The organism is Devosia sp. P3_B2 (assembly GCF_056402875.1).
In genome coordinates this window covers 107193-124135 of sequence record NZ_JBFUGO010000005.1, presented here as the reverse complement: position 1 = coordinate 124135, position 16943 = coordinate 107193, and the positions used below count along the sequence as shown (strand labels likewise).

23 protein-coding genes are annotated in these 16943 nt (G+C 68.0%); 2 read left to right on the top strand and 21 right to left on the bottom strand.

Annotation, left to right across the window (positions count from 1 at the left end; translation table 11 throughout):
* Nucleotides 1–12: 12 nt before the first annotated feature.
* The 17 genes from AC1DV8_RS09400 to AC1DV8_RS09320 form a co-directional block, all read right to left on the bottom strand.
* A complete protein-coding gene (locus AC1DV8_RS09400) occupies nt 13–303 on the bottom strand; it encodes a hypothetical protein (RefSeq protein ID WP_477157275.1) in 291 nt (96 codons plus the stop codon).
* A gap of 44 nt (nt 304–347) precedes the next feature.
* Complete coding sequence (locus AC1DV8_RS09395) at nt 348–1889, bottom strand: hypothetical protein (RefSeq protein WP_477157274.1); 1542 nt, start codon at nt 1887–1889, stop codon at nt 348–350.
* Nucleotides 1890–2005: 116 nt separating this feature from the next.
* Nucleotides 2006–2281 carry a hypothetical protein gene (locus AC1DV8_RS09390; protein WP_477157273.1) on the bottom strand — a complete coding sequence of 92 codons (276 nt, stop codon included), beginning with the start codon at nt 2279–2281 and terminating at the stop codon, nt 2006–2008.
* Nucleotides 2274–5978, bottom strand: coding sequence for a baseplate multidomain protein megatron (locus AC1DV8_RS09385; RefSeq protein WP_477157272.1), 3705 nt, complete (start codon nt 5976–5978; stop codon nt 2274–2276). Before AC1DV8_RS09385 ends, AC1DV8_RS09390 begins: the two co-directional genes overlap by 8 nt.
* A complete protein-coding gene (locus AC1DV8_RS09380; protein WP_477157271.1) occupies nt 5979–6395 on the bottom strand; it encodes an NlpC/P60 family protein in 417 nt (138 codons plus the stop codon).
* The gene (locus AC1DV8_RS09375) at nt 6392–7282 is read right to left on the bottom strand and encodes a DUF2163 domain-containing protein (RefSeq protein WP_477157270.1); all 891 of its coding nucleotides are present in this window, start codon (nt 7280–7282) and stop codon (nt 6392–6394) included. The genes AC1DV8_RS09380 and AC1DV8_RS09375 overlap by 4 nt, the downstream gene beginning before the upstream one ends.
* Nucleotides 7279–7905 carry a phage distal tail protein, Rcc01695 family gene (locus tag AC1DV8_RS09370; protein ID WP_477157269.1) on the bottom strand — a complete coding sequence of 209 codons (627 nt, stop codon included), beginning with the start codon at nt 7903–7905 and terminating at the stop codon, nt 7279–7281. The genes AC1DV8_RS09375 and AC1DV8_RS09370 overlap by 4 nt, the downstream gene beginning before the upstream one ends.
* Complete coding sequence (locus tag AC1DV8_RS09365; RefSeq protein WP_477157268.1) at nt 7902–8438, bottom strand: phage tail tape measure protein; 537 nt, start codon at nt 8436–8438, stop codon at nt 7902–7904. Before AC1DV8_RS09365 ends, AC1DV8_RS09370 begins: the two co-directional genes overlap by 4 nt.
* Nucleotides 8438–8635 carry a rcc01693 family protein gene (locus AC1DV8_RS09360; protein WP_477150200.1) on the bottom strand — a complete coding sequence of 66 codons (198 nt, stop codon included), beginning with the start codon at nt 8633–8635 and terminating at the stop codon, nt 8438–8440. Before AC1DV8_RS09360 ends, AC1DV8_RS09365 begins: the two co-directional genes overlap by 1 nt.
* Nucleotides 8632–8946, bottom strand: coding sequence for a gene transfer agent family protein (locus tag AC1DV8_RS09355; protein ID WP_477150199.1), 315 nt, complete (start codon nt 8944–8946; stop codon nt 8632–8634). The genes AC1DV8_RS09360 and AC1DV8_RS09355 overlap by 4 nt, the downstream gene beginning before the upstream one ends.
* On the bottom strand, nt 8946–9359 hold the full coding sequence (locus AC1DV8_RS09350; protein ID WP_477157267.1) for a phage major tail protein, TP901-1 family: 414 nt from the start codon (nt 9357–9359) through the stop codon (nt 8946–8948). The genes AC1DV8_RS09355 and AC1DV8_RS09350 overlap by 1 nt, the downstream gene beginning before the upstream one ends.
* Before the next feature lie 12 nt (nt 9360–9371).
* Nucleotides 9372–9758, bottom strand: coding sequence for a DUF3168 domain-containing protein (locus AC1DV8_RS09345; RefSeq protein ID WP_477157266.1), 387 nt, complete (start codon nt 9756–9758; stop codon nt 9372–9374).
* Nucleotides 9758–10099 carry a phage head closure protein gene (locus AC1DV8_RS09340; RefSeq protein ID WP_477157265.1) on the bottom strand — a complete coding sequence of 114 codons (342 nt, stop codon included), beginning with the start codon at nt 10097–10099 and terminating at the stop codon, nt 9758–9760. The genes AC1DV8_RS09345 and AC1DV8_RS09340 overlap by 1 nt, the downstream gene beginning before the upstream one ends.
* A complete protein-coding gene (locus tag AC1DV8_RS09335; protein ID WP_477157264.1) occupies nt 10096–10659 on the bottom strand; it encodes a head-tail connector protein in 564 nt (187 codons plus the stop codon). Before AC1DV8_RS09335 ends, AC1DV8_RS09340 begins: the two co-directional genes overlap by 4 nt.
* Nucleotides 10660–10722: 63 nt before the next feature.
* Complete coding sequence (locus tag AC1DV8_RS09330) at nt 10723–11940, bottom strand: phage major capsid protein (protein ID WP_477157263.1); 1218 nt, start codon at nt 11938–11940, stop codon at nt 10723–10725.
* Between the two features lie 10 nt (nt 11941–11950).
* The gene (locus AC1DV8_RS09325) at nt 11951–12436 is read right to left on the bottom strand and encodes an HK97 family phage prohead protease (RefSeq protein ID WP_477150193.1); all 486 of its coding nucleotides are present in this window, start codon (nt 12434–12436) and stop codon (nt 11951–11953) included.
* A gap of 141 nt (nt 12437–12577) precedes the next feature.
* A complete protein-coding gene (locus AC1DV8_RS09320) occupies nt 12578–12766 on the bottom strand; it encodes a hypothetical protein (protein WP_477150192.1) in 189 nt (62 codons plus the stop codon).
* A 220-nt stretch (nt 12767–12986) separates the two neighbouring features.
* Here AC1DV8_RS09320 and AC1DV8_RS09315 point away from each other — a divergent pair, with 220 nt between their 5' ends.
* Nucleotides 12987–13217, top strand: coding sequence for a DUF2442 domain-containing protein (locus tag AC1DV8_RS09315; protein ID WP_477157262.1), 231 nt, complete (start codon nt 12987–12989; stop codon nt 13215–13217).
* Nucleotides 13218–13221: 4 nt separating this feature from the next.
* Here AC1DV8_RS09315 and AC1DV8_RS09310 read toward each other — a convergent pair whose 3' ends face one another.
* The 3 genes from AC1DV8_RS09310 to AC1DV8_RS09300 form a co-directional block, all read right to left on the bottom strand.
* Entirely contained in the window at nt 13222–14370 is a 1149-nt protein-coding gene (locus AC1DV8_RS09310) for a phage portal protein (protein ID WP_477157261.1), read from the bottom strand.
* 154 nt (nt 14371–14524) lie between these two features.
* Nucleotides 14525–15772, bottom strand: coding sequence for a DNA-packaging protein (locus AC1DV8_RS09305; RefSeq protein WP_477157260.1), 1248 nt, complete (start codon nt 15770–15772; stop codon nt 14525–14527).
* Nucleotides 15753–16172 carry a hypothetical protein gene (locus AC1DV8_RS09300; RefSeq protein WP_477157259.1) on the bottom strand — a complete coding sequence of 140 codons (420 nt, stop codon included), beginning with the start codon at nt 16170–16172 and terminating at the stop codon, nt 15753–15755. The genes AC1DV8_RS09305 and AC1DV8_RS09300 overlap by 20 nt, the downstream gene beginning before the upstream one ends.
* 45 nt (nt 16173–16217) lie before the next feature.
* Between AC1DV8_RS09300 and AC1DV8_RS09295 the strand changes: the two genes are divergently transcribed.
* Nucleotides 16218–16466: a KTSC domain-containing protein gene (locus AC1DV8_RS09295; protein WP_477157258.1), complete on the top strand. Its 249-nt coding sequence runs from the start codon at nt 16218–16220 to the stop codon at nt 16464–16466.
* Nucleotides 16467–16549: 83 nt separating this feature from the next.
* On the opposite strand, the gene AC1DV8_RS09290 is transcribed toward AC1DV8_RS09295, so the two are convergent.
* On the bottom strand, nt 16550–16942 hold the full coding sequence (locus AC1DV8_RS09290) for a VOC family protein (RefSeq protein WP_477157257.1): 393 nt from the start codon (nt 16940–16942) through the stop codon (nt 16550–16552).
* Between the last annotated feature and the right edge of the window lies 1 nt (nt 16943).

Sequence of the window (16943 nt, the reverse complement as noted above, 5' to 3'; positions counted from 1 at the left end):
TTACGTGAGGCTTCACTGAGCCGGCAAGCTCACAGGTTTGCTTTCGCCATATTCGTCCATGACGTTGACCTGCCACTCCCACTGGCCGTCCACCATGCAGACCTTGGCCTGCGAACTGATGATCTTGCCGTCGACCTCCGACGCCGCCATCGCCTCGGACAGCTGGATCAGTTCACCGGTATCGATCTTTTCCTGGATCTCGCGCCGGCTCAGGCACTCCTGCGCCACCGCCGGCGCAGCAATACCAAGAGCCAGCCCCAACGCCAACGCGCCGGCCGCCACCAATGTCACTATGTGTTTCATGGGAGGGTTATGGGGGAGGATGGCTGAATGTGGGATGAACGGGGCTAGGTACCCGGCCGGAAGATGGGCCAAGACAATATCTTGCCAGTTGCCGCTACCGCCTCCCTCACCTCCGGGCGGTTCCTTACCTCATCGTAAAGTGCATCCATCTGCCGACCCATCTCGGTGTTTGTCGGTAGAGGTGAGTAGATCTGCAAGTCCCGCAGCATGTCACGCCGTGTCGCTGGATCCTGGAGCCGGGCAACAATGAGTCGGGCCAGGCGATCGCTGTCTCCTATGCACAGTAATCCCAACTTCGCGGAGAGGAAATTGTCGGCAACGTGCTCCACCAAGAGGTTAAGGGCTTCGGCCGCCTTGGCCGTCTCGCCCTGCTGGTGAAAGGCGCATGCCTCGACCTCCTTTGCCGCCGAAACACCGAACTCATTGGCCTTTTCAAGGTCCATGTCGCCGACGGCCTCCAGCGCCTTGGCCGGTTCGCCAAGGAGGTAGTAGAGGTCGCCAAGGTTGATGCTCTGACTCACTGCACCCGGATCATATGAATGTGAAATGTCGCGGGAGCGAATTTGCGACTCTATGGCCTCATCCCAACGACCCAACCGCATCAGAATACGCGTGCGCGCGTTGTGTATCCATTCCAGATACTTTTCTTCGTCGTCAAAAGCGGGCCGACCAATGGCCGCGTCCACCCGGGCAATTGCCTCGTCCAGAAGAGCTAGAGCCTCCGGCAAGCTGTCGACGTCCGCCAACGTATTAGCCAGCAATGCAACAGCGCGAGCATCGCGCGGGTAAGTGGCCAGCAACGCCCGCCCATCTTCGACTCGCTTGTCCACCGCCTCGCGGAACGCCGCTTCGAGATCGGAAGGCGCAAACACGGCAAGTCGACCGTCGAAACCGAGGGCCGCAATGCTCGTCGGTTGTGTAAGCGTCGCGGCAACGGCAGCGGCCTCGCTGTCTTCGCCATCTTCGAGATGTATGTCGACTAGATCCAGCCAATAATTCTCGAGCGACAGGTAACCGGATTTCGGCCGATATCCGCTGTTCAACAGCGCCTGGAGAACATGCTTTTTAACCGAGCGATCGGCAGATTTCCCGGCTTCACGCAATATTCGCGTAATAAAGCGCTCGTTCCACGTGTCGAGCAGATCCGGGTACTCCACAGCGATCTCGGCCATCGCATTCGCGGCGCCTGTATAGTCCTCCACATCCGCGGATACTTGGGTATAGGCCTGCCAGTAGGTTCCATCGCGGAACTGCGGCTCCGCCTCGCCGGCGGTGGTGAGATGCTGCATCGCGACTTCAGGCGATCCCAACTCCCGTTCCAGTATCCCAGCCATCAAATAGCACCGGAATTGGAGAGCGGCGTCCATCGTCGCAAAATCCGGCCGTGCCAGGATACTCCTTGCCTCCGCAAGTGCTCCGTTTCCATCGCCGGCATACAGCTTCGACGTCAGTGCGTCGAACTGGGCAAGGATATCGATCTGCGTCTTTTTGTTCGGAGATTTGTCTGTTCGGGCGGTCGGTAGCTGGGGCGACGCCTGGGCAATTACCTCCGTTGTTCCGAAAACCAGCGCAAGCAGCAACGTCATGAGTATTCGCAAGTGCATTCTGACCAACACCCCAGCCGATTAGATTGGAATGCTTATCAGCTCAAACTGAGTTGTCCAGTTGGCCAACACCCGAGGGCGCGCTCACATTGTGTCCGCTACCCCTTAATCCCCTTCCGCAAAAACAAGATCGCCAGCCCTTCCATCAGCAGCTGACCCGCCGAGTGGCCCTCGAAGCTGGGGAGGTCGACGCCGACCAGTTGGCTGATTGCGGCGAGCACCATGGCGGTGGCGACGAGGTAGGTTTTGAAGCCGTCGAGAAAACCGAGGTTCATCAATAGTCTCCTGAGGTTGTGAGAAACGAGGCCCGCCAGCAGCTTGAGCCGCTGGCGGGCCAGGGCGTCGCCGAGGCCGTCGAAGATGGTCTTACGCATTGAAGCTCCCCGCCGCGGCGTGCCCGGCGCCGAACACCGGGCTCAGCTGTGCCACGGCGAAATCGAACGCCGCTGGCGGTGCGCCGAAATCGGCCGCCTGCATCGCGGCGGTGTAGAGCGCCGCGGGCGCCGCGACATCGAGGCTCCGCACCGGCGTCGCGCCATCGAGGATGGTCACCCGATAGGCCTCGGGCAGGTGCTCGAGCGGCACTTCCATCGCCGCCCAGGCGCCGGCATCGGCCCGGCTCCGCCGCACCCAGCCCAGCGCCACGTCGCCCCCTGGCCCGCGCACCGCGCGCAGATGCACCGGCGGCAGCGGCAGCACCGGGCCCAACCCCAGCGTCGCCGTGAACGCCGTCCCGGTCGCATCGTGCCGCCCGGCAAAGGCCCGCAGCGCCAGCTCACCGCCGAGCCAATCCGGCTCCACCGGCAGCACCGCGACAGTTGTGTCGAGCACCACCAGCCGGTTGCCGACCGCGGCTGGGCCCATCGCCACATCGCTGCCCCCGAGCCCGCGCAGCAAATCGGTCAACCGATAACGCCCCGGCGCGATCAGTTCGGCGCCGGCAAAGCCCAGCACATCCCATTCGCCCGCGTCGGTCTCCACCGCGATGCGGTTGCCACCCGCCAGCGCCACCTCGAAATCCACCGGCGCCAGATGTCCGCCGCTGAGCGAAATCTCGACGCTCCGCCGATCCCGCAAATGCAGTGGCCCCGCCGTCAGCGGCGTCACCAGCTCACCCATCGCCGCCGGTCGAGCCAATCGCGCCAGCCGAGCGCCAGTCGCCGTCAGCTGCACATCCACCTGCCCCGGCCACGGGCTGGCATAAGCCGCCAGCAGCAACCGCGATTGCCCCGGGCTCGCCGCATCCGGCGGCAGATGTGCCGCCAGCAACGCCGGCACCGCCCCCGGCGCCGGTCCCGCCGCCGCCCGCGCCGGCCGGTCGCTCAGCACCGCCGCCCGCGACACCGGCGGCACCGCCCGCGCCGAAATTTTTCGCGCCACTCCATCGCGGATCTCGGCAATCTCGAACGGCCCCTCGCCTGCCCCTGCCAGCGCCACCACGTCGCCCACCTCGAGCCCCGCCGCCGATGGCGGCAGCGCAAATTCCAGCGTGTCGCGCCGCGCACTCGCCGAGAGCAGCAATTGCTCCGCCGCCGCCCGCGCCGAAGCCCCATCGAGCACCAGCCTCGAATTCTCGGCTGACACCGCCGCCCCCTCGGGCCGCATCGCCGTCACCGTGCCCGCCAGGTAATCCCGCTCGCGATCGACAAATCCCAATGCCAGCCGCGCCACTTCCTCGGACGGATCCGGCCGTCGCCGCGCGGTCAGCGGCCCGTCCTCCTTCACCAGCCCATCGGCAGCCAGCGTCGCCGCCACCGCCCCCGGCCGCACCAGCTCAAGCCCATCCGCCCCATCGCGCACGCTCAACCCGGCCGCCGCCAGTGCCGATCCCGTCGCATCGCGCCACGACACCACGCCCTCGATCGTCACCCCGTGCACCAGCGGCGGCGCCACATCGGCCGCCCCGAGCGTTACGCCGTAATCCGCCGCCACCGCCCTGGCCAGTTCATCCGCCGCCAGTGCCCCGAGCCGCCCGGTCAGCCAATGCCCCGCCGCATGGTTTTCCGCATCCGCCCAGGTCGCCATCTCCGCCGGAAAGGCCGGATAAGGCCGCGCGTCCCAGGTCCACAGCGACACCCGCTCGACCATCGGATCGCCCTCCCAATGGCTCAGGTGCGCCCGCAAAAACTGCCGCTGCATCAGCGCATCCGGCGCGCCCGACGAGAAATACGGCCGCCCGCCCTCGCTGCTCTTGGCGTCCGGAAACACATTCGGCTGGTTCGCCCCCTTGTCGACCGCCCCGCAGCCAAGCTCGGTCAGCCACACGGGTTTCGACCCCGGCACCCAAGCCGTCGGCGTCGCCGAGCGCACCCCGCCCACCCGGTCGTTATGCGCATTGCCCCACCAGCCGGCGATATCCTTGAACCGCCAGACCCAATGCTCGCCATGCGCCCCATCGCTGATCGGCGACCGCACCCCCGCCAGCCGATCGGCCGCCGACTCATAGTACCAGTCGAACCCCTCGCCCCCGTCGATCCCCGCCTCGATGTAGGCCAAGCCGTACGGCCCGCCGGCCGCCGCATCCGGCCCATCCTCGCCGTCGCGCCAGTCGGTGGTCGGCATGTAGCTGTCGATCCCCACCGCATCGATGTCGCCCGACGCCCACAGCGGATCGAGGTGGAACAGCTTGTCCCCCGGCGCATCCGGCGGCTGAAACCCGTGATACTCGCTCCAGTCCGCCGCATAGGTCAGCTTCACCCCGGGCGCGAGCGCCCGTGCCTCCGCCGCCAGCACCACCAGCGCGTCGACGAATGGAAACCCGCCCGTCCCGCGCAGGGTGGTCATCCCGCGCATCTCCGAGCCGATCACCAGCGCCTCGGCTCCAGCCTCATCGGCCAGCGCCGCGTAGTGCCGCACCATGCGCCGAAAACCCCAGCCGGTGGACGAACCGACAAACGCCGCCACCTGCGCATCCAGAGCGGCCGTCCCCTCGGGCGAGCCCAGCGTCCCCGGCGCCGGATCACAGCTGATCCGCCCACGCCACGGATAAGCCGACTGCCCCATTGGGTTGCCCGCCGGAATATCCATCAGCACCATCGGGTAGAGCGTCACCGCCAGCCCGCGCGCCCGAAGGTCAGCAATCGCCGCCCGCACGCTCGCATCCGAAGGCGTCCCGCCATAAGCCGGCGCGCCATCGTGCTGGCTCACCACCTCCGCCGCCCCCCGTGTCAGCCCCGCAACGCTCCAGCTCGCCCCCTGCACGCTGCGGCTCGCCGCCTCGACCTTCGGCCGGATCGTACACTCGCCGCAGCGCAAATCGTCGCCGAACCAGCTCACCACCAGCGACACATGCTCGAGGTTCGGACACAGCGCCGTCAGCTCGTCGATCGACAGCGTCCAGTCGCTCACCAGCGCCGACGCGTGTGCATTCTCATGCGCCGTCGCCCCGCGCCCCAGCACCCGCACCCGCGCCACCGGATCGTAGCCGAACTCGGTCGCCCCGGGGATCACCGTCACCGAGCGGATCAGCGGCTCCAGCTCGCCCACCACGCGGCACAGCTCCACCGTGATGTTGGGGATGCGGTTGCCGAACTCACCAAGCGGCAGCCGCTCGAACACCAGGTAGCAGAGCCCGCGATAGCCCGGCGCCGCATCCGCCCCCTGCTTCGCCTCGATCAGGCTGTCGACGTCCTGCGTCTCGGTCCCGCGATAGAACCTGAGCGTCAGTCCCTCGGTCTCGAGCAGTTGCCCATCCGCCCAGATCCGCCCCAACCGATGCACTTCGCCCTCGCACAGCCCCACCGCAAAGCTCGCGACGATCTCGCGCTCCTCCGGCTGCGCCGTGCCCTTGGCGCCAGAGTCCTCGGCTGCCAGCTCCTCGAGCTCGGTCGCCCAGATGATGTTCCCCGCCAGCCGCCCCCAGCCATAAAGCCGCGGCACCGCCCCGCCCTCGGCCGAGCCCGACAGCCGGATATCCGCCCCCGGCGCCTGCTGCGGTTTCTCGCCGAACAACGCCTGGTCGACCACGCTCCCCGCCAGCGCCCCCAGCGCCCGCCCGATGGTCGCGCCAATCGGCCCGCCAATCGCACCGCCGATGAACTGCCCGGCAACGGACAGCGCGAGAGTTGCCATTCACTCCACCTCCGGAAACGCAAACACCCCGGCCACCCGTCGCCGCCACCCGTCGGTGAGGTTGCCCTCCACCACGCCCAGCCGCTCCTGCGCGTGGACGAACCGCCCCTCGCCCACCAGCACCCCGCAATGTCGCGGCAGCACCGATGCCCCCATGCGGAACAGCACCACCGCCCCGGGCGTCATCTCCCCCGGCCGCAGCCAGGTCTCCGCCAGCGCCTGCAGCTCCCCCGCATGCGACACGTCCCGCCAGTCCGCCCGATAGTTCGGCAGCTCCGGCGGCTCGGTCCCATAGACCGTGCGCCACACCCCGACGAGCAGCCCGAGGCAATCGCACCCGGCCCCCAGCGTCGCCGCCCGGTGCCGATAGGGCGTGCCGACCCAAGCCCGGGCCGCCGCCACGATGTCCGCCCTCATCCGACCAGCTTCCGCCCGTCCATCTGCCCACCCGAGCGCGGGTAGCGCAGCACGAAGTCGTTCCCCGGAATATGCGGAAAGCCGCGGAACCGCTCGGCATTGCCGAACTTGCTCCCGCACGTCGCAAATCGCCGATCGCAACCTGCTGTCAGGATGAGCCCGTCGCCCTCGACCACCCAATCCCCCACCGGCGCCGCGAACCCCAGCACATCCACCCCGCCCAGCCGCTCCGCCGTTACCACGCGATCCCGCAAGCCCTCGCGCTTGCCCGAGCCCCACACGGCAATCCCGAACGCAAACCAGCCCTCGGCAAACCCATCGATCCCCGCGAGCACCAGCCGGAACCGGTCGCGCACCCCTAGCACCGTCGCCTCGGCCCGAAACGCCGGATCATCGAGGTCCACCCCGCACCGCGCATCGCCCAGTTCGGCGTCGCACAGCGCCTGGTAGATCCGCCCACGCTTCTGGTTGATGGCGTGCTGCCCCGAGCGCAGCTCCGCCCGGAACACCCCATCCTCGCGCACGATCTCGCCGATCGTCGTCCGGCTCACCAGCATGCGCTGGCTCACGTCGCGCCAGTTCACCCGCCAGGTCTCGACCTCGGCCCCATCGAACCGCCCGAGCAGGATGTCGTCCTCGTCGATCGCATCCGAATGCAGCACGCCGACCACCTCGGCGGTGTCCACCTGCGCCCCGAGCTTCGCCGTCCCCGCCCCACCATCCAGCCCATGCGCCGGCGTGTACTCGGTCCCGCCGAAGCTCAGCGCCACGTCATGGTCGGTGAACCCCAGCACCAGCCCGTCACTCCGCTGGATCCGCCAGCACGTCGCCAGCGTCGTCGCACCGCTCGCAATGTGGCTCGCGAAGCCCGCCTCCAGCACCCTCATTCACGCACCTCGATCAGTGGAATGGCCGGCACCTCGGCGGCATCGAAGCTGGTCAGCTCGACATCCAGCCGGTCGATATCGAACCGCGCCGGCACATCGAACAGGAACCCCGCCGTCACCGCCGCGCCCATCGCCGGCGCCGCATCCAGCGTCACCAGTCCAGTCAGCGCATCGACGGAAAAGTCGGCGGCAGCGAGGGAGGCGCCCGCCACCGCCACCATCACCGACCCTGCAACAGGCCTGGTAATGGGTCTCAGATAGGGGTCGAAGTTCGCCCCGTATCGCTTTGTCAGTGCAAACGAAACCCGCACCCCGTCACCGGTACCGATCACCTGGTCCAGCGCCGTCGGTACCTCGGTCCCGTTGGACGAGTAATCGAGCCCGTCCCGCCACAGGAACGAATGAAACCGCCCCCGCCGCTCCTCGAAGAACGCCAGCACCGCCTGCATATCGGCCCGCGATTTCACCCCGTAGCCAGCATTGTACCGCCGCCGCGAATGCGCCCACCGGCTGTTGCGCTCCTCACGGCCGGAGGCGAGCGTCACGACATCAGTGGCGCGCTCAGGCCCGCCGCGCGCGCCGAGCGCCACGTCGAGGGGGAAGCGGATGGGATGGAAGGTCATGACCCTCGCGTCCCCCGCCGAACCGCCCGCAGCAGCATCGCCGACAGTTCCGCCTCGCTGCCGAGAAAGCTTCGCGCATCGCTCGCCGTCACGTTGAACGTCACGTTCACCGCCCCGCCACCGCCACTCGCCACGCCCAGCCGCCCGTCGCTCCCGCGTGCCAGCGGCAGGATCGCCTCGGCCCCGGCCTCGCCCGCCAGCCCCAGCCCGCGCCCGAGCGGAAAATACGTCGGGCTCCCCAGCACGCCGCCCTTGGCGAACGGCGTCACTGCCGGGTTGGTGGCCTGGAACAGGCTCTCGATCGCCCCGCTGACGAGGTTACCGATCGGCTGAAACGCCGCCTTCAGCGCGATGTCGGCAAAGCTCCGCGCCACCTCGCCCAGCACTGATTTCAGCGATTTGCCGTCGAGCACCGCGCCGCGAAACGCCCGGCTCAGCGAGCGCCCCACCCCATCGGCCAGGTCGCCGATCCGCTCCAGTTCCAGCGACACATCACCAAGCGCTTCGACGCTCGATCCAAACGCGTCCGCCATCACCTCACCTCATCGGGAAACGCCGACATCAGCCGGCCGAGTACCTCGCGCCCCGGTGCCCCGCCCCGCGCCCGCCCGCTGGTCGCCTCGAACGCCGCCGCGAGCTCGCGCGGCGTCAGCCCCCAAAACTCCTTCGAGCTCAGCTTCAGCACCCCGAAGCCCAGCTGCATCGCCTCAGTCCACGGAAACGCCCTCATGCCGCCTCCCCGAATGTCGCGCGAAGCAGCCGCGCCGCAATCTCCGCCGCGCCCTTCAGCCCGCCCTCGATCGCCATCCGCGCCAGGTCGTCATCGGTCACCGCGTTGCCGCCGCCGCGCAGCCCCGCCCCGATGATCGCGGTCAAGTCCCGCGCCGAAACCCGCCCCGAGCTGAACCGTTCGCTCAACCCGACCAAATCCCCCGCCTGCAACCGCGCCTCGAGTTCCGCCAGCGCTCCCAGCGTCAGGCAAAGCACCCGCTCTTCGCCCTCGAACACGGCCGAGATTTCACCCCTCTGTGCGTTCGCCATCACGCCACCGCAAAGCTCAGTTGCCCGGCGCTCTCCAGCGCCAGTTCGAACGTCACCTCGCCGGCATGGTCGGCCGAGAACTCCAGCGCCACGATCTGGAACGGCCCCTCGACCGTGCCGAAATCGGGCAGGATCAGCTGCCAGTTGCGGATCGTCCCGGCGAAGAACAGCGCCCGGATCGTCGCGTCCGACGCCTGGTCCTTGAATATCCCCGACCCTGCCACTGCCGCTCGCTTGATGCCGCCGCCGGCCAGCAGTTCGCGCCACCGCCCGGCGCTCTCGGCATCGGTCACATCGATCGCCGCCGCGTTAAACGCGAGGCTCCGCGAGCGCAGCCCCGCCACCGTCGCAAAACTGCCCGACCCGGTCTGGTCGAGCTTCAAAAGCATGTCCTTGCCGCTCTGGGCCGCCATGTCAGGTCCTCCTCAAATGGGTTCGGAAAAGAAGCGAAACGCCACCGCCGCCCGGGCCTGCCCGGTGTCAGCATCAATCGCCGTATCGGTCCGCTCGTGCTGCCGATGCGTCACGCGGATCGCAGCGGGCGACAGCCCCTCGGCTACCGCCACGACGCGCTCGGCAGTCGCCAGCGCCGCCCGCCGGCTCGGCTGCCCCGCCCAAACGTGCAGCGTCACCCGATGCTCATGCCCGGGCGCGACGTCCCCATCGCGCGGCAGCAGATCATGGCGGGCAATGGCGACGTATGGCGGGGTCGCGCCTTGCGATGGCGCATCGAAGACGCCGACGGCCCCGAGATCTGGATCGGCCTTGAGCGCAGCCACCAGCGCAGCCTGCAGTTCGACGATCGGATGCATCACCCCACCACCCCCGTCTCAACACAGGCACAGCTCAGCCAGGCCCGCCGCCCGTTGAGGTCCGCCGCCGAAACCACGCTCAGCCACCGCCCGCGATAGCCGAACCGGTCCCCGGTCTTCACGTCGCTCCGAAACCGCAGCACCACCGAGTGGCTCACCGCCACCCCGCGCGCGTCGGCCTCGGTGACCTGCCGCCCACTCAGCGCCCGTACCCGGGCCCATAGCGCCGTCACCGGCACGAACAGCACCGCGTGCCCGCCCTCGTCCTCGCCGGTAGTCTCGCGCCGCTGCAGCGACACCCGATCGGTGAGGCTCCCCACCGCCGGCGCCGCCTCGCTCACAGCCGCACCTGCCGGTAGCCCGCTACCAGCCGCTCGAACCCTGCCGGCATCACGGCGTCCGCCACCGCATCGCGGTGCTCGAACCAATGCGCCACCAGCGCCAGCACCGCCTGCTTCAGGTCATCAGGCACATCGGCCGCCTCGCCAAAGCCGGCGACATAGTCGATCTCGATCCCCAGCCGCTCACGCAGCACCGGCATGCCGCTCACCGTCACCGGCAGCAGCAACCGCGCCGGCGCCACCCCGGTCTCGGCCTGGAACTGCCCGAGCGGAATCACGTGCTCGTCGTCCTGCTCGTCGAACACCCGGATCTCGGTGAGTTCGATCAGCGGCGCCACCGGCAACCGCGCCACGCGCTCCACCGGCCAGGCATCGAGCACCGCCCGCCAGCTCTGCCGCACCAGCGCCCGCCCAGTGGTGCCCTCGACATGCAGTCGCGCCGCCGCGATTAGCGTCGTCACCAGCGCATCCTCGGCGCCGGCATCGAGCCGTAGGAAAGCCTTGGCCTCGACAAGCGAAACCGGCTCCTCCGCGGGTCCCGCGAGAAGATAGGAAATCATCGGATGTCCTTGGAAATGAAGAGAAAAGGAGCGCCCGCGGCGCTCCTTGCGGCCTTCGGCCGATCAGCTCACCGCAAATTTGAGCAGCTTGATCGCGTCAAAGTCCTGCACGCCGCCGCCCACCCGCTTCGTCGTGTAAAACAGCACATACGGCTTGGCCGAATACGGATCCCTCAGCACATTCACGCCCGTGCGATCCACCACCAGATACCCGCGCCGGAAGTCGCCGAACGCAATCGGCGTCGCCGCGGCCGCCACATCCGGCATGTCCTCGGCCTCCACCAGGTCGAACCCGAGCAGCGTCGCCTTGGCGCCCGCCGCCGCCCCCGGCGACCACAAATAGTTGCCGTCCGCGTCCTTGAGCTTCCGCACCGCCGCCTGGGTCTTGCGGTTCATCACCCAGCTGGCGTTCTGCCGGTAGCCGGCCTTCAGCGCGTAGACCAGGTCGATCAGCACATCGCTGGCATCACCCGACGGCCACGCCCCCGACACGCCCGTCGCGATGTAGCCGAGCTTATCCCAGGCCCAGGCGCTCTCGGCCACCAGCGTTTCCGTCAGGAACCCCTTGGGCTTGTTGGTGCCGCTGCCGTTGACGAAGGCCGCCGTCTCCTGCTCGGCGAACGCCGCGTTCACCTCGTCGGCGATCCACTGGCCGACATCCACCGCCGCATCATCGAGAAACGCCGAAGTCGCCGCCGGCATGGCGTAGAGCTCGGCCGTGGGGAAATCGATGAGGTCGATGGTCTGCGAATTGGTCTGCGGACGACTTGCGGTCTCCGCCACCCAGCCCACCGCCGGCCCGGCCAGCGTCACCGGCTTCTTGTACACGGTCGACGACACGTTCCGCACCGAAGCGATGGCGCGGATCGGCGACACCGCCGTCAGCCGCCGCGTGATCTCGCTCTCGGTTTCCGCCGGCACCAGGTAGCCGCCATCCGGGTTCGAGCCGATCGACAGCGCCTTCTCCTCGCCGCGCTTCACATAGGCCGAGAACGCGTCCTTGTACTCGTCGCCGAGGTCGGGCCGCCCCGCCTCCAGCGCCGGCCGCGCCTTCTCGAGGCTCAGCCGCTCCATTGCGGCCTTGGCGCCATCGAGCGCCTGGTTCAGCCGCCCCAGCTTCTCCTCGGTCAGCGCATCGGTCGCGCCGCGCTTTTCGAGTTCCTGCAGCCGCCCGTCATTGGTGCGCTTGAACTCCTCGAAGGCGCTCATGAACTCCGAGAACATGCCGTCGGAATCCCCAGCGCTCGCCTTGATTTCAAGGCGCTCGGTCATATCGGTCATCGATTTTCCTCTATTGCTTCAGAAGCGAAATGGCCGCGCGCAGCGACCGGTCATGCCCAGCCGCACCGGGCGAAATGCGGGCGTCCGCCAGCATCGGAAACGTCACGATCGAGATCTCCCACAGGTCGATCGCCCACAGTTTGCGGTGCCCACCCCGCGCCTCGCGCGTCGCCCGTTCGGTGCGAAAGCCGATCGACAATCCATCGATCGCTCGCCGCTCAATCAACCGCCGCAACGCATCGGCCCGCGGCACCCCCGGCACCAGCCGCCCCTCGACCCACAGCCCGAACCCGTCCTCGCGCGCCACGTCCCAGATGCCCACCGGCTCCTTCGGGTCGTGCTGGAACAGCATCCGAAGCTTTGCCGCGCCGCGCCGCGCCAGCGATTTGGCGAATGCCCCCGGCATCACCAGGTCGCCCGCATCGTCGAGCCGCCCGAACACGCTCGCATACCCCGCGAACCGCCCGCGCTCGTCGATCGGGATCGTCCCGCTCACGGTTTCGGCCCCGCCGCAGGCCGCGGCTTCACCGCTCGCCTAACCGGCTTCGCCAGCGTGCCGGCCAGGTGCCAGGCAAACTGCCGGAACACCTCTCCGGCCATGTGCTTATCCGTAGAATTGCCCTTTGCGCCCATAGGCTTATTTCTCCCGGCGGAACAATTGATTCAGCGTCGAAATCTCTTTGACGAAGTCGTTGAACCGGCGATTGGCGGCCACCAATTCCTTCAGCGTCCAGACGAGCAACCCCGTCGCCCCGGTCGCCCAAAGAAACAGCGCCAGATGCGCCAGGTCCCCCCGCGTCACGATCGATTTGGTGAGCTCGTCCATGATGGCCTCCTAGTTTGGTGTAGTGCTCGGCCGCGCCCCAGCACCGGCTGTCATCCCAGCGAAAGCTGGGACCCATGCCGCCGCTTGAGCCAGCCGAGAGTTGGATCCCGGCCTTCGCCGGGATGACATCTGTGATGGGCGGGACAGCCGCGTTTCCCACCTTCTCCCCCCACGAGAACGCAGCTACGCTCCTCCCCGCATGCTCTGAGGAGGAGGACCAATGAGCACGACAACCGACCCCGGCTCCCGGGCTATCGACGTCCGCTTCGGCACCGCCACGCTTGAAGTGAAACTCGAAGACGGCCGCGAACTGATCGCCCCGCTCGCGCAATACCCTCGCCTCCGCGACGGCCCACCCGCCGCCCGCCTCAACTGGCGCTTCACCGAAGGCGGCACCGGCATCCGCTGGCCCGATCTCGACGTGGATATCTCGGTCAAGGAGCTGGAGTAATCGGCTAACCGATCCCCAACATCGCCCGCTTCTCCTCATCACTGAGGAAATTCGCGCCACCCACCCGCGCCCACAGCGCCGCGCGGTCCTCGGCCAGTGCCTCCACCCCATCCAGGTCCGGCACCAGTGTCACCCCGCCGAACCCCGGTGCCAGCCAGAAGCTCAAATCGTCCGCCACGCGCCGCACCAGCGGGATCACCGTGCCGCGCCAGAATGCCCGGTTGGCCTCCGCGTAGTTGGCGTAGGTGTTGTCGCCCGGTATCCCCAGCAGCATCGGCGGCACGCCGAAGGCCAGCGCGATCTCACGTGCCGCCGAGTGCTTCAGCTCGATGAAATCCATCTCGGCCGGGGTCAGCGCCATCGCCTTCCAGTCGAGCCCGCCCTCCAGCACCATCGGCCGGCCGGCGTTCTTTGCGCCCTGGAACCCCGCCTCCAGCTCGTCCTTCAGCCGGGTGAACTGCGCCTCGGTCAGCGTGCCGCCGCCAGCCGAATAGACCAGCGCCCCGCTCGGCCGCGCCGCGTTGTCGAGCAGCGCCTTGTTCCACTCGGCCGCCGCGTTGTGGATATCGAGGCTCTGCGCCGCCGCCTCGAGTGGCGCCATGCCGTAATGGTCGTCGAGCGGATGGAACAGCGCCAGGTGCAGCACCCCCGCCACGGGCTTGCTGTCGAGCCGCAGCTCCACTGTCCGCCCGCCTGCGGTGTAGGCATAGGCCGCCGGATAACCATCCCGCCCCAGCACCACCTTCACCCGGTCGGGCCGCAGCAGGTGCAGCTCGCGCACCGCCCCATCGACGATCCCGGCCGCGAGATAGGCATTCCCCGCCGTCTGCAGGTAGGCATACACCGCCTCCAGCAGCTCGCCGCCCGATTGCCGCGGGTTCGGCCGCCCAAGCAGCCCGAGCACGGGATGCTCGCTCAACCGCCGCCCGCCCTCCTCCGCCTTCAGCGGCACCCGGTTCGCCGCCTCGGCAATCATCCGCACGCAGCGATGCACCACCGGGTTCCTGGCGTATCCGGCGTTCGCCAGACTCACGAACCCCCGCCGGCTCCAGCTGGCATCCCCCAGCGCCGTCAGCGTCATCAAACTCTGCGGCCCGCCGGACTTCCGCTCGGCCGCCATCGCCCCGCCAAGACGGGTGAACCAGTTGGGCATTGTTGTTCCCTTGAATTTCCTTGGTGAGGCACTCCGCCTCCCCACCCACCGGGTCATTCCCGCGAAAGCGGGGACCTCGGTTTGCGATCTCGCCTGCCGCACCAAAACAGAGGTTCCCGCTTTCGCGGGAATGACCTCCGTGCGTGTGGTTCCCTCAGAGGCTCCGCACCCGCGGCACCGCCACCACCGGCATCAGTTCCGTCAGCGCCCATACCAGCGCGTCCACACGGTCCGGCGAATGACCCTCCGCCAGCCCGTCCGCGCCGAACGCGCACATCTCGTCCTCGAGCGCCGTCAGCCCCGGCCGATGCGCCACCCGGCCATTGGCATAGAGCGCCGCCACCGGCTCGGCCCGCACCCATTTGCCGCGGCTCGCCCGCACTTCGCGCACCGGCACGTTGGCGTCCTCCTGCGCGATCACCGCCTTCACCATGTCGCCGCCCTGGTTCACCTCAGCGACGATGCAGTCCGCCCCATATTCATGGTACGCTGCCACCGCCCGCCGCGCCCAGGCATCGGGCGCCGCCGGCGCAAAGCTCATATCCGCCAGCACCGCCGCCCTCTCGCCGGCTCGCCCAGCCACCACGATCCCGCATGCATCCGAGCGCTTATGCCCGCTCACCGGCGGATCCACCGCCACCACGATCCGCTCCAGCGGCCCATCCTCCGCCACCCGAAACACCGACCGCGACCAAAGCGCATCCGGCCGATCCTCGATCAGCTCACCCTCGAGCTCCTGCCGCCCGAGAACCGTGTTCTCGTAGCGGGCGACGATCGCCTTCAGGAACGCCTTGGCCAGATTGTCCTCGTTCTGCCGCGTCGCCATCCGCGTCACCACGGTCAGCGGCTCCGCGATCAATCGCCGGATCAGTGGCGTTGTCCGCGGCGTGGTGGTCGCCACCTGTCGCGGCCGGTCGCCCACCCGCAGCCCGAACTGCAGCATGTCCCAGGCCGCCTCGGCGTTGGGCCATTTGCCGATCTCGTCGCACCAGGCCGCCGCAAACTGCGGGCCGCGAAACCGCTCCGGGTCCGACGCGCCCAGCAACATGCCCTCGACACCACCAGGCCACAGCAGCGTGTGGCCCCGGATGATTGGCCGCTCGTCCTGCGGCGTCACCTTCATGATCCCGCTGTCGCCGCGCACCATTATTTGCAGCGCCTCGGTTATCGTCTCGCCGACGATGGCGATCGGCCCGATCTGTTGCGCCGCCAGACTGCGCACCCATTCGGCGCCGGTCATGGTCTTGCCCGAGCCGCGCCCACCCATCAGCAGCCAGGTGTTCCAGTCGCCGGGCGGCAGCTTCTGCTCGTCGCGGCTCCAGAATTCCCAGTCGTGGGCGAAAGTGCCGAGCTCGTCGTCTTCGATCGCTGCCAGCAGCGCCCTAACTGACTTTGAGAGCATCCAGCCGCTTTGCGATCTTGGAGCGGAGTTCCGTCATCTCCTTGCTCTGTTTCGGTGTCGGCGGCTTGCCCCTCACTCTTGTCTCGAGCGCGATCAGCCGGTCGAGCGTCGTCGTCAGCCGACCCAGCAGAGCCGTTTCGCGCGTCCCATCGCTGTCGCTCATTCTGTTCTCCACGATGCGGTCGATCTCAAGTTCGACAGCGAGCATGAGCTTGCCGACGATGATCCTGCGGTCCAGCTCGCCGGTATCGACTTCGACATCCCACTTCTTCTCCCTGATGTGCCGCGCCAGCCGCTGCGGCGTGATGCGGTGCTCAGCGCAGATCCGGTTGCGCGTCAGCTCGCCCAGCTTCACCTGCAGCCGAACCACCTCCCAGGGGATCTGTTCGTCCGAAGGCAACCGTCTCTCCAATGGCTCGTTGATCCCGCGACCGAGGAGGCACCCATGCCATCCACCGTGATCGCCGATATGGCGTACGACCCGGAGACCCAGACGCTCAGCGTCTGGTTCCGCCCCTCAGGCCGCCGCTACGATTATTTCGAGGTGCCGGCGGTCGTGTACGACGCGCTCCGGCACTCACCGTCCAAGGGTCGCTATTTCAACGCCCACATTCGCGACGGCTACGAATTCACCCAGTCGGACCGCACCGAACCCCGCCCCCGGCTCCAGCCCCACTTCTCCGACCGTAGCTGAACTATACCCGCCCACCGTGACGCGGGGATTCGATGGGCGAAAGAAAATGATAAGTGATTGATTTCGCTGGAAATTCTACAGCATCACTCCGCATCAAACAGCGTCAACTGCACCCCGTCTGGCGCCTCCAACCGCGAGTTGGTCGACCTGAACGGAGTCGGCCGCGGCGTACCCAGCACCTTGGCCCCCGCCGCCTCCAGCATGTCGGTCGCGGCAGGCACATCGTCGAAGCGCAGCGCCACGCGGAACTGCCCGCCCATCGCCCTGCCCACCTCGATCTTGTCGATGAACTCGGCGTGCTTCCGGTCGCTGATCTCGAGCGTCGCGATCCCTGCCCCGAGGATCGCCACATGCCCGTCGTCGTCCCCGACCGAGATCTGCTCCTTCAGCCCCATGGTGTCCCGCCAGAACGCCACCGCCCGCTCGAAATCGTCGACGGTGATGACGAGGCGGAGTTCATGCACGGTGTTGGTCATT

Bases quoted from the DNA above. Each gene is read 5' to 3' on its own strand.
- AC1DV8_RS09400 (WP_477157275.1), bottom strand. From the start codon at position 303: ATGAAACACATAGTGACATTGGTGGCGGCCGGCGCGTTGGCGTTGGGG.
- AC1DV8_RS09395 (WP_477157274.1), bottom strand. From the start codon at position 1,889: ATGACGTTGCTGCTTGCGCTGGTTTTCGGAACAACGGAGGTAATTGCC.
- AC1DV8_RS09390 (WP_477157273.1), bottom strand. From the start codon at position 2,281: ATGCGTAAGACCATCTTCGACGGCCTCGGCGACGCCCTGGCCCGCCAG.
- AC1DV8_RS09385 (WP_477157272.1), bottom strand. From the start codon at position 5,978: ATGGCAACTCTCGCGCTGTCCGTTGCCGGGCAGTTCATCGGCGGTGCG.
- AC1DV8_RS09380 (WP_477157271.1), bottom strand. From the start codon at position 6,395: ATGAGGGCGGACATCGTGGCGGCGGCCCGGGCTTGGGTCGGCACGCCC.
- AC1DV8_RS09375 (WP_477157270.1), bottom strand. From the start codon at position 7,282: ATGAGGGTGCTGGAGGCGGGCTTCGCGAGCCACATTGCGAGCGGTGCG.
- AC1DV8_RS09370 (WP_477157269.1), bottom strand. From the start codon at position 7,905: ATGACCTTCCATCCCATCCGCTTCCCCCTCGACGTGGCGCTCGGCGCG.
- AC1DV8_RS09365 (WP_477157268.1), bottom strand. From the start codon at position 8,438: ATGGCGGACGCGTTTGGATCGAGCGTCGAAGCGCTTGGTGATGTGTCG.
- AC1DV8_RS09360 (WP_477150200.1), bottom strand. From the start codon at position 8,635: ATGAGGGCGTTTCCGTGGACTGAGGCGATGCAGCTGGGCTTCGGGGTG.
- AC1DV8_RS09355 (WP_477150199.1), bottom strand. From the start codon at position 8,946: ATGGCGAACGCACAGAGGGGTGAAATCTCGGCCGTGTTCGAGGGCGAA.
- AC1DV8_RS09350 (WP_477157267.1), bottom strand. From the start codon at position 9,359: ATGGCGGCCCAGAGCGGCAAGGACATGCTTTTGAAGCTCGACCAGACC.
- AC1DV8_RS09345 (WP_477157266.1), bottom strand. From the start codon at position 9,758: ATGCATCCGATCGTCGAACTGCAGGCTGCGCTGGTGGCTGCGCTCAAG.
- AC1DV8_RS09335 (WP_477157264.1), bottom strand. From the start codon at position 10,659: ATGATTTCCTATCTTCTCGCGGGACCCGCGGAGGAGCCGGTTTCGCTT.
- AC1DV8_RS09330 (WP_477157263.1), bottom strand. From the start codon at position 11,940: ATGACCGATATGACCGAGCGCCTTGAAATCAAGGCGAGCGCTGGGGAT.
- AC1DV8_RS09320 (WP_477150192.1), bottom strand. From the start codon at position 12,766: ATGGACGAGCTCACCAAATCGATCGTGACGCGGGGGGACCTGGCGCAT.
- AC1DV8_RS09315 (WP_477157262.1), top strand. From the start codon at position 12,987: ATGAGCACGACAACCGACCCCGGCTCCCGGGCTATCGACGTCCGCTTC.
- AC1DV8_RS09310 (WP_477157261.1), bottom strand. From the start codon at position 14,370: ATGCCCAACTGGTTCACCCGTCTTGGCGGGGCGATGGCGGCCGAGCGG.
- AC1DV8_RS09305 (WP_477157260.1), bottom strand. From the start codon at position 15,772: ATGCTCTCAAAGTCAGTTAGGGCGCTGCTGGCAGCGATCGAAGACGAC.
- AC1DV8_RS09295 (WP_477157258.1), top strand. From the start codon at position 16,218: ATGCCATCCACCGTGATCGCCGATATGGCGTACGACCCGGAGACCCAG.
- AC1DV8_RS09290 (WP_477157257.1), bottom strand. From the start codon at position 16,942: ATGACCAACACCGTGCATGAACTCCGCCTCGTCATCACCGTCGACGAT.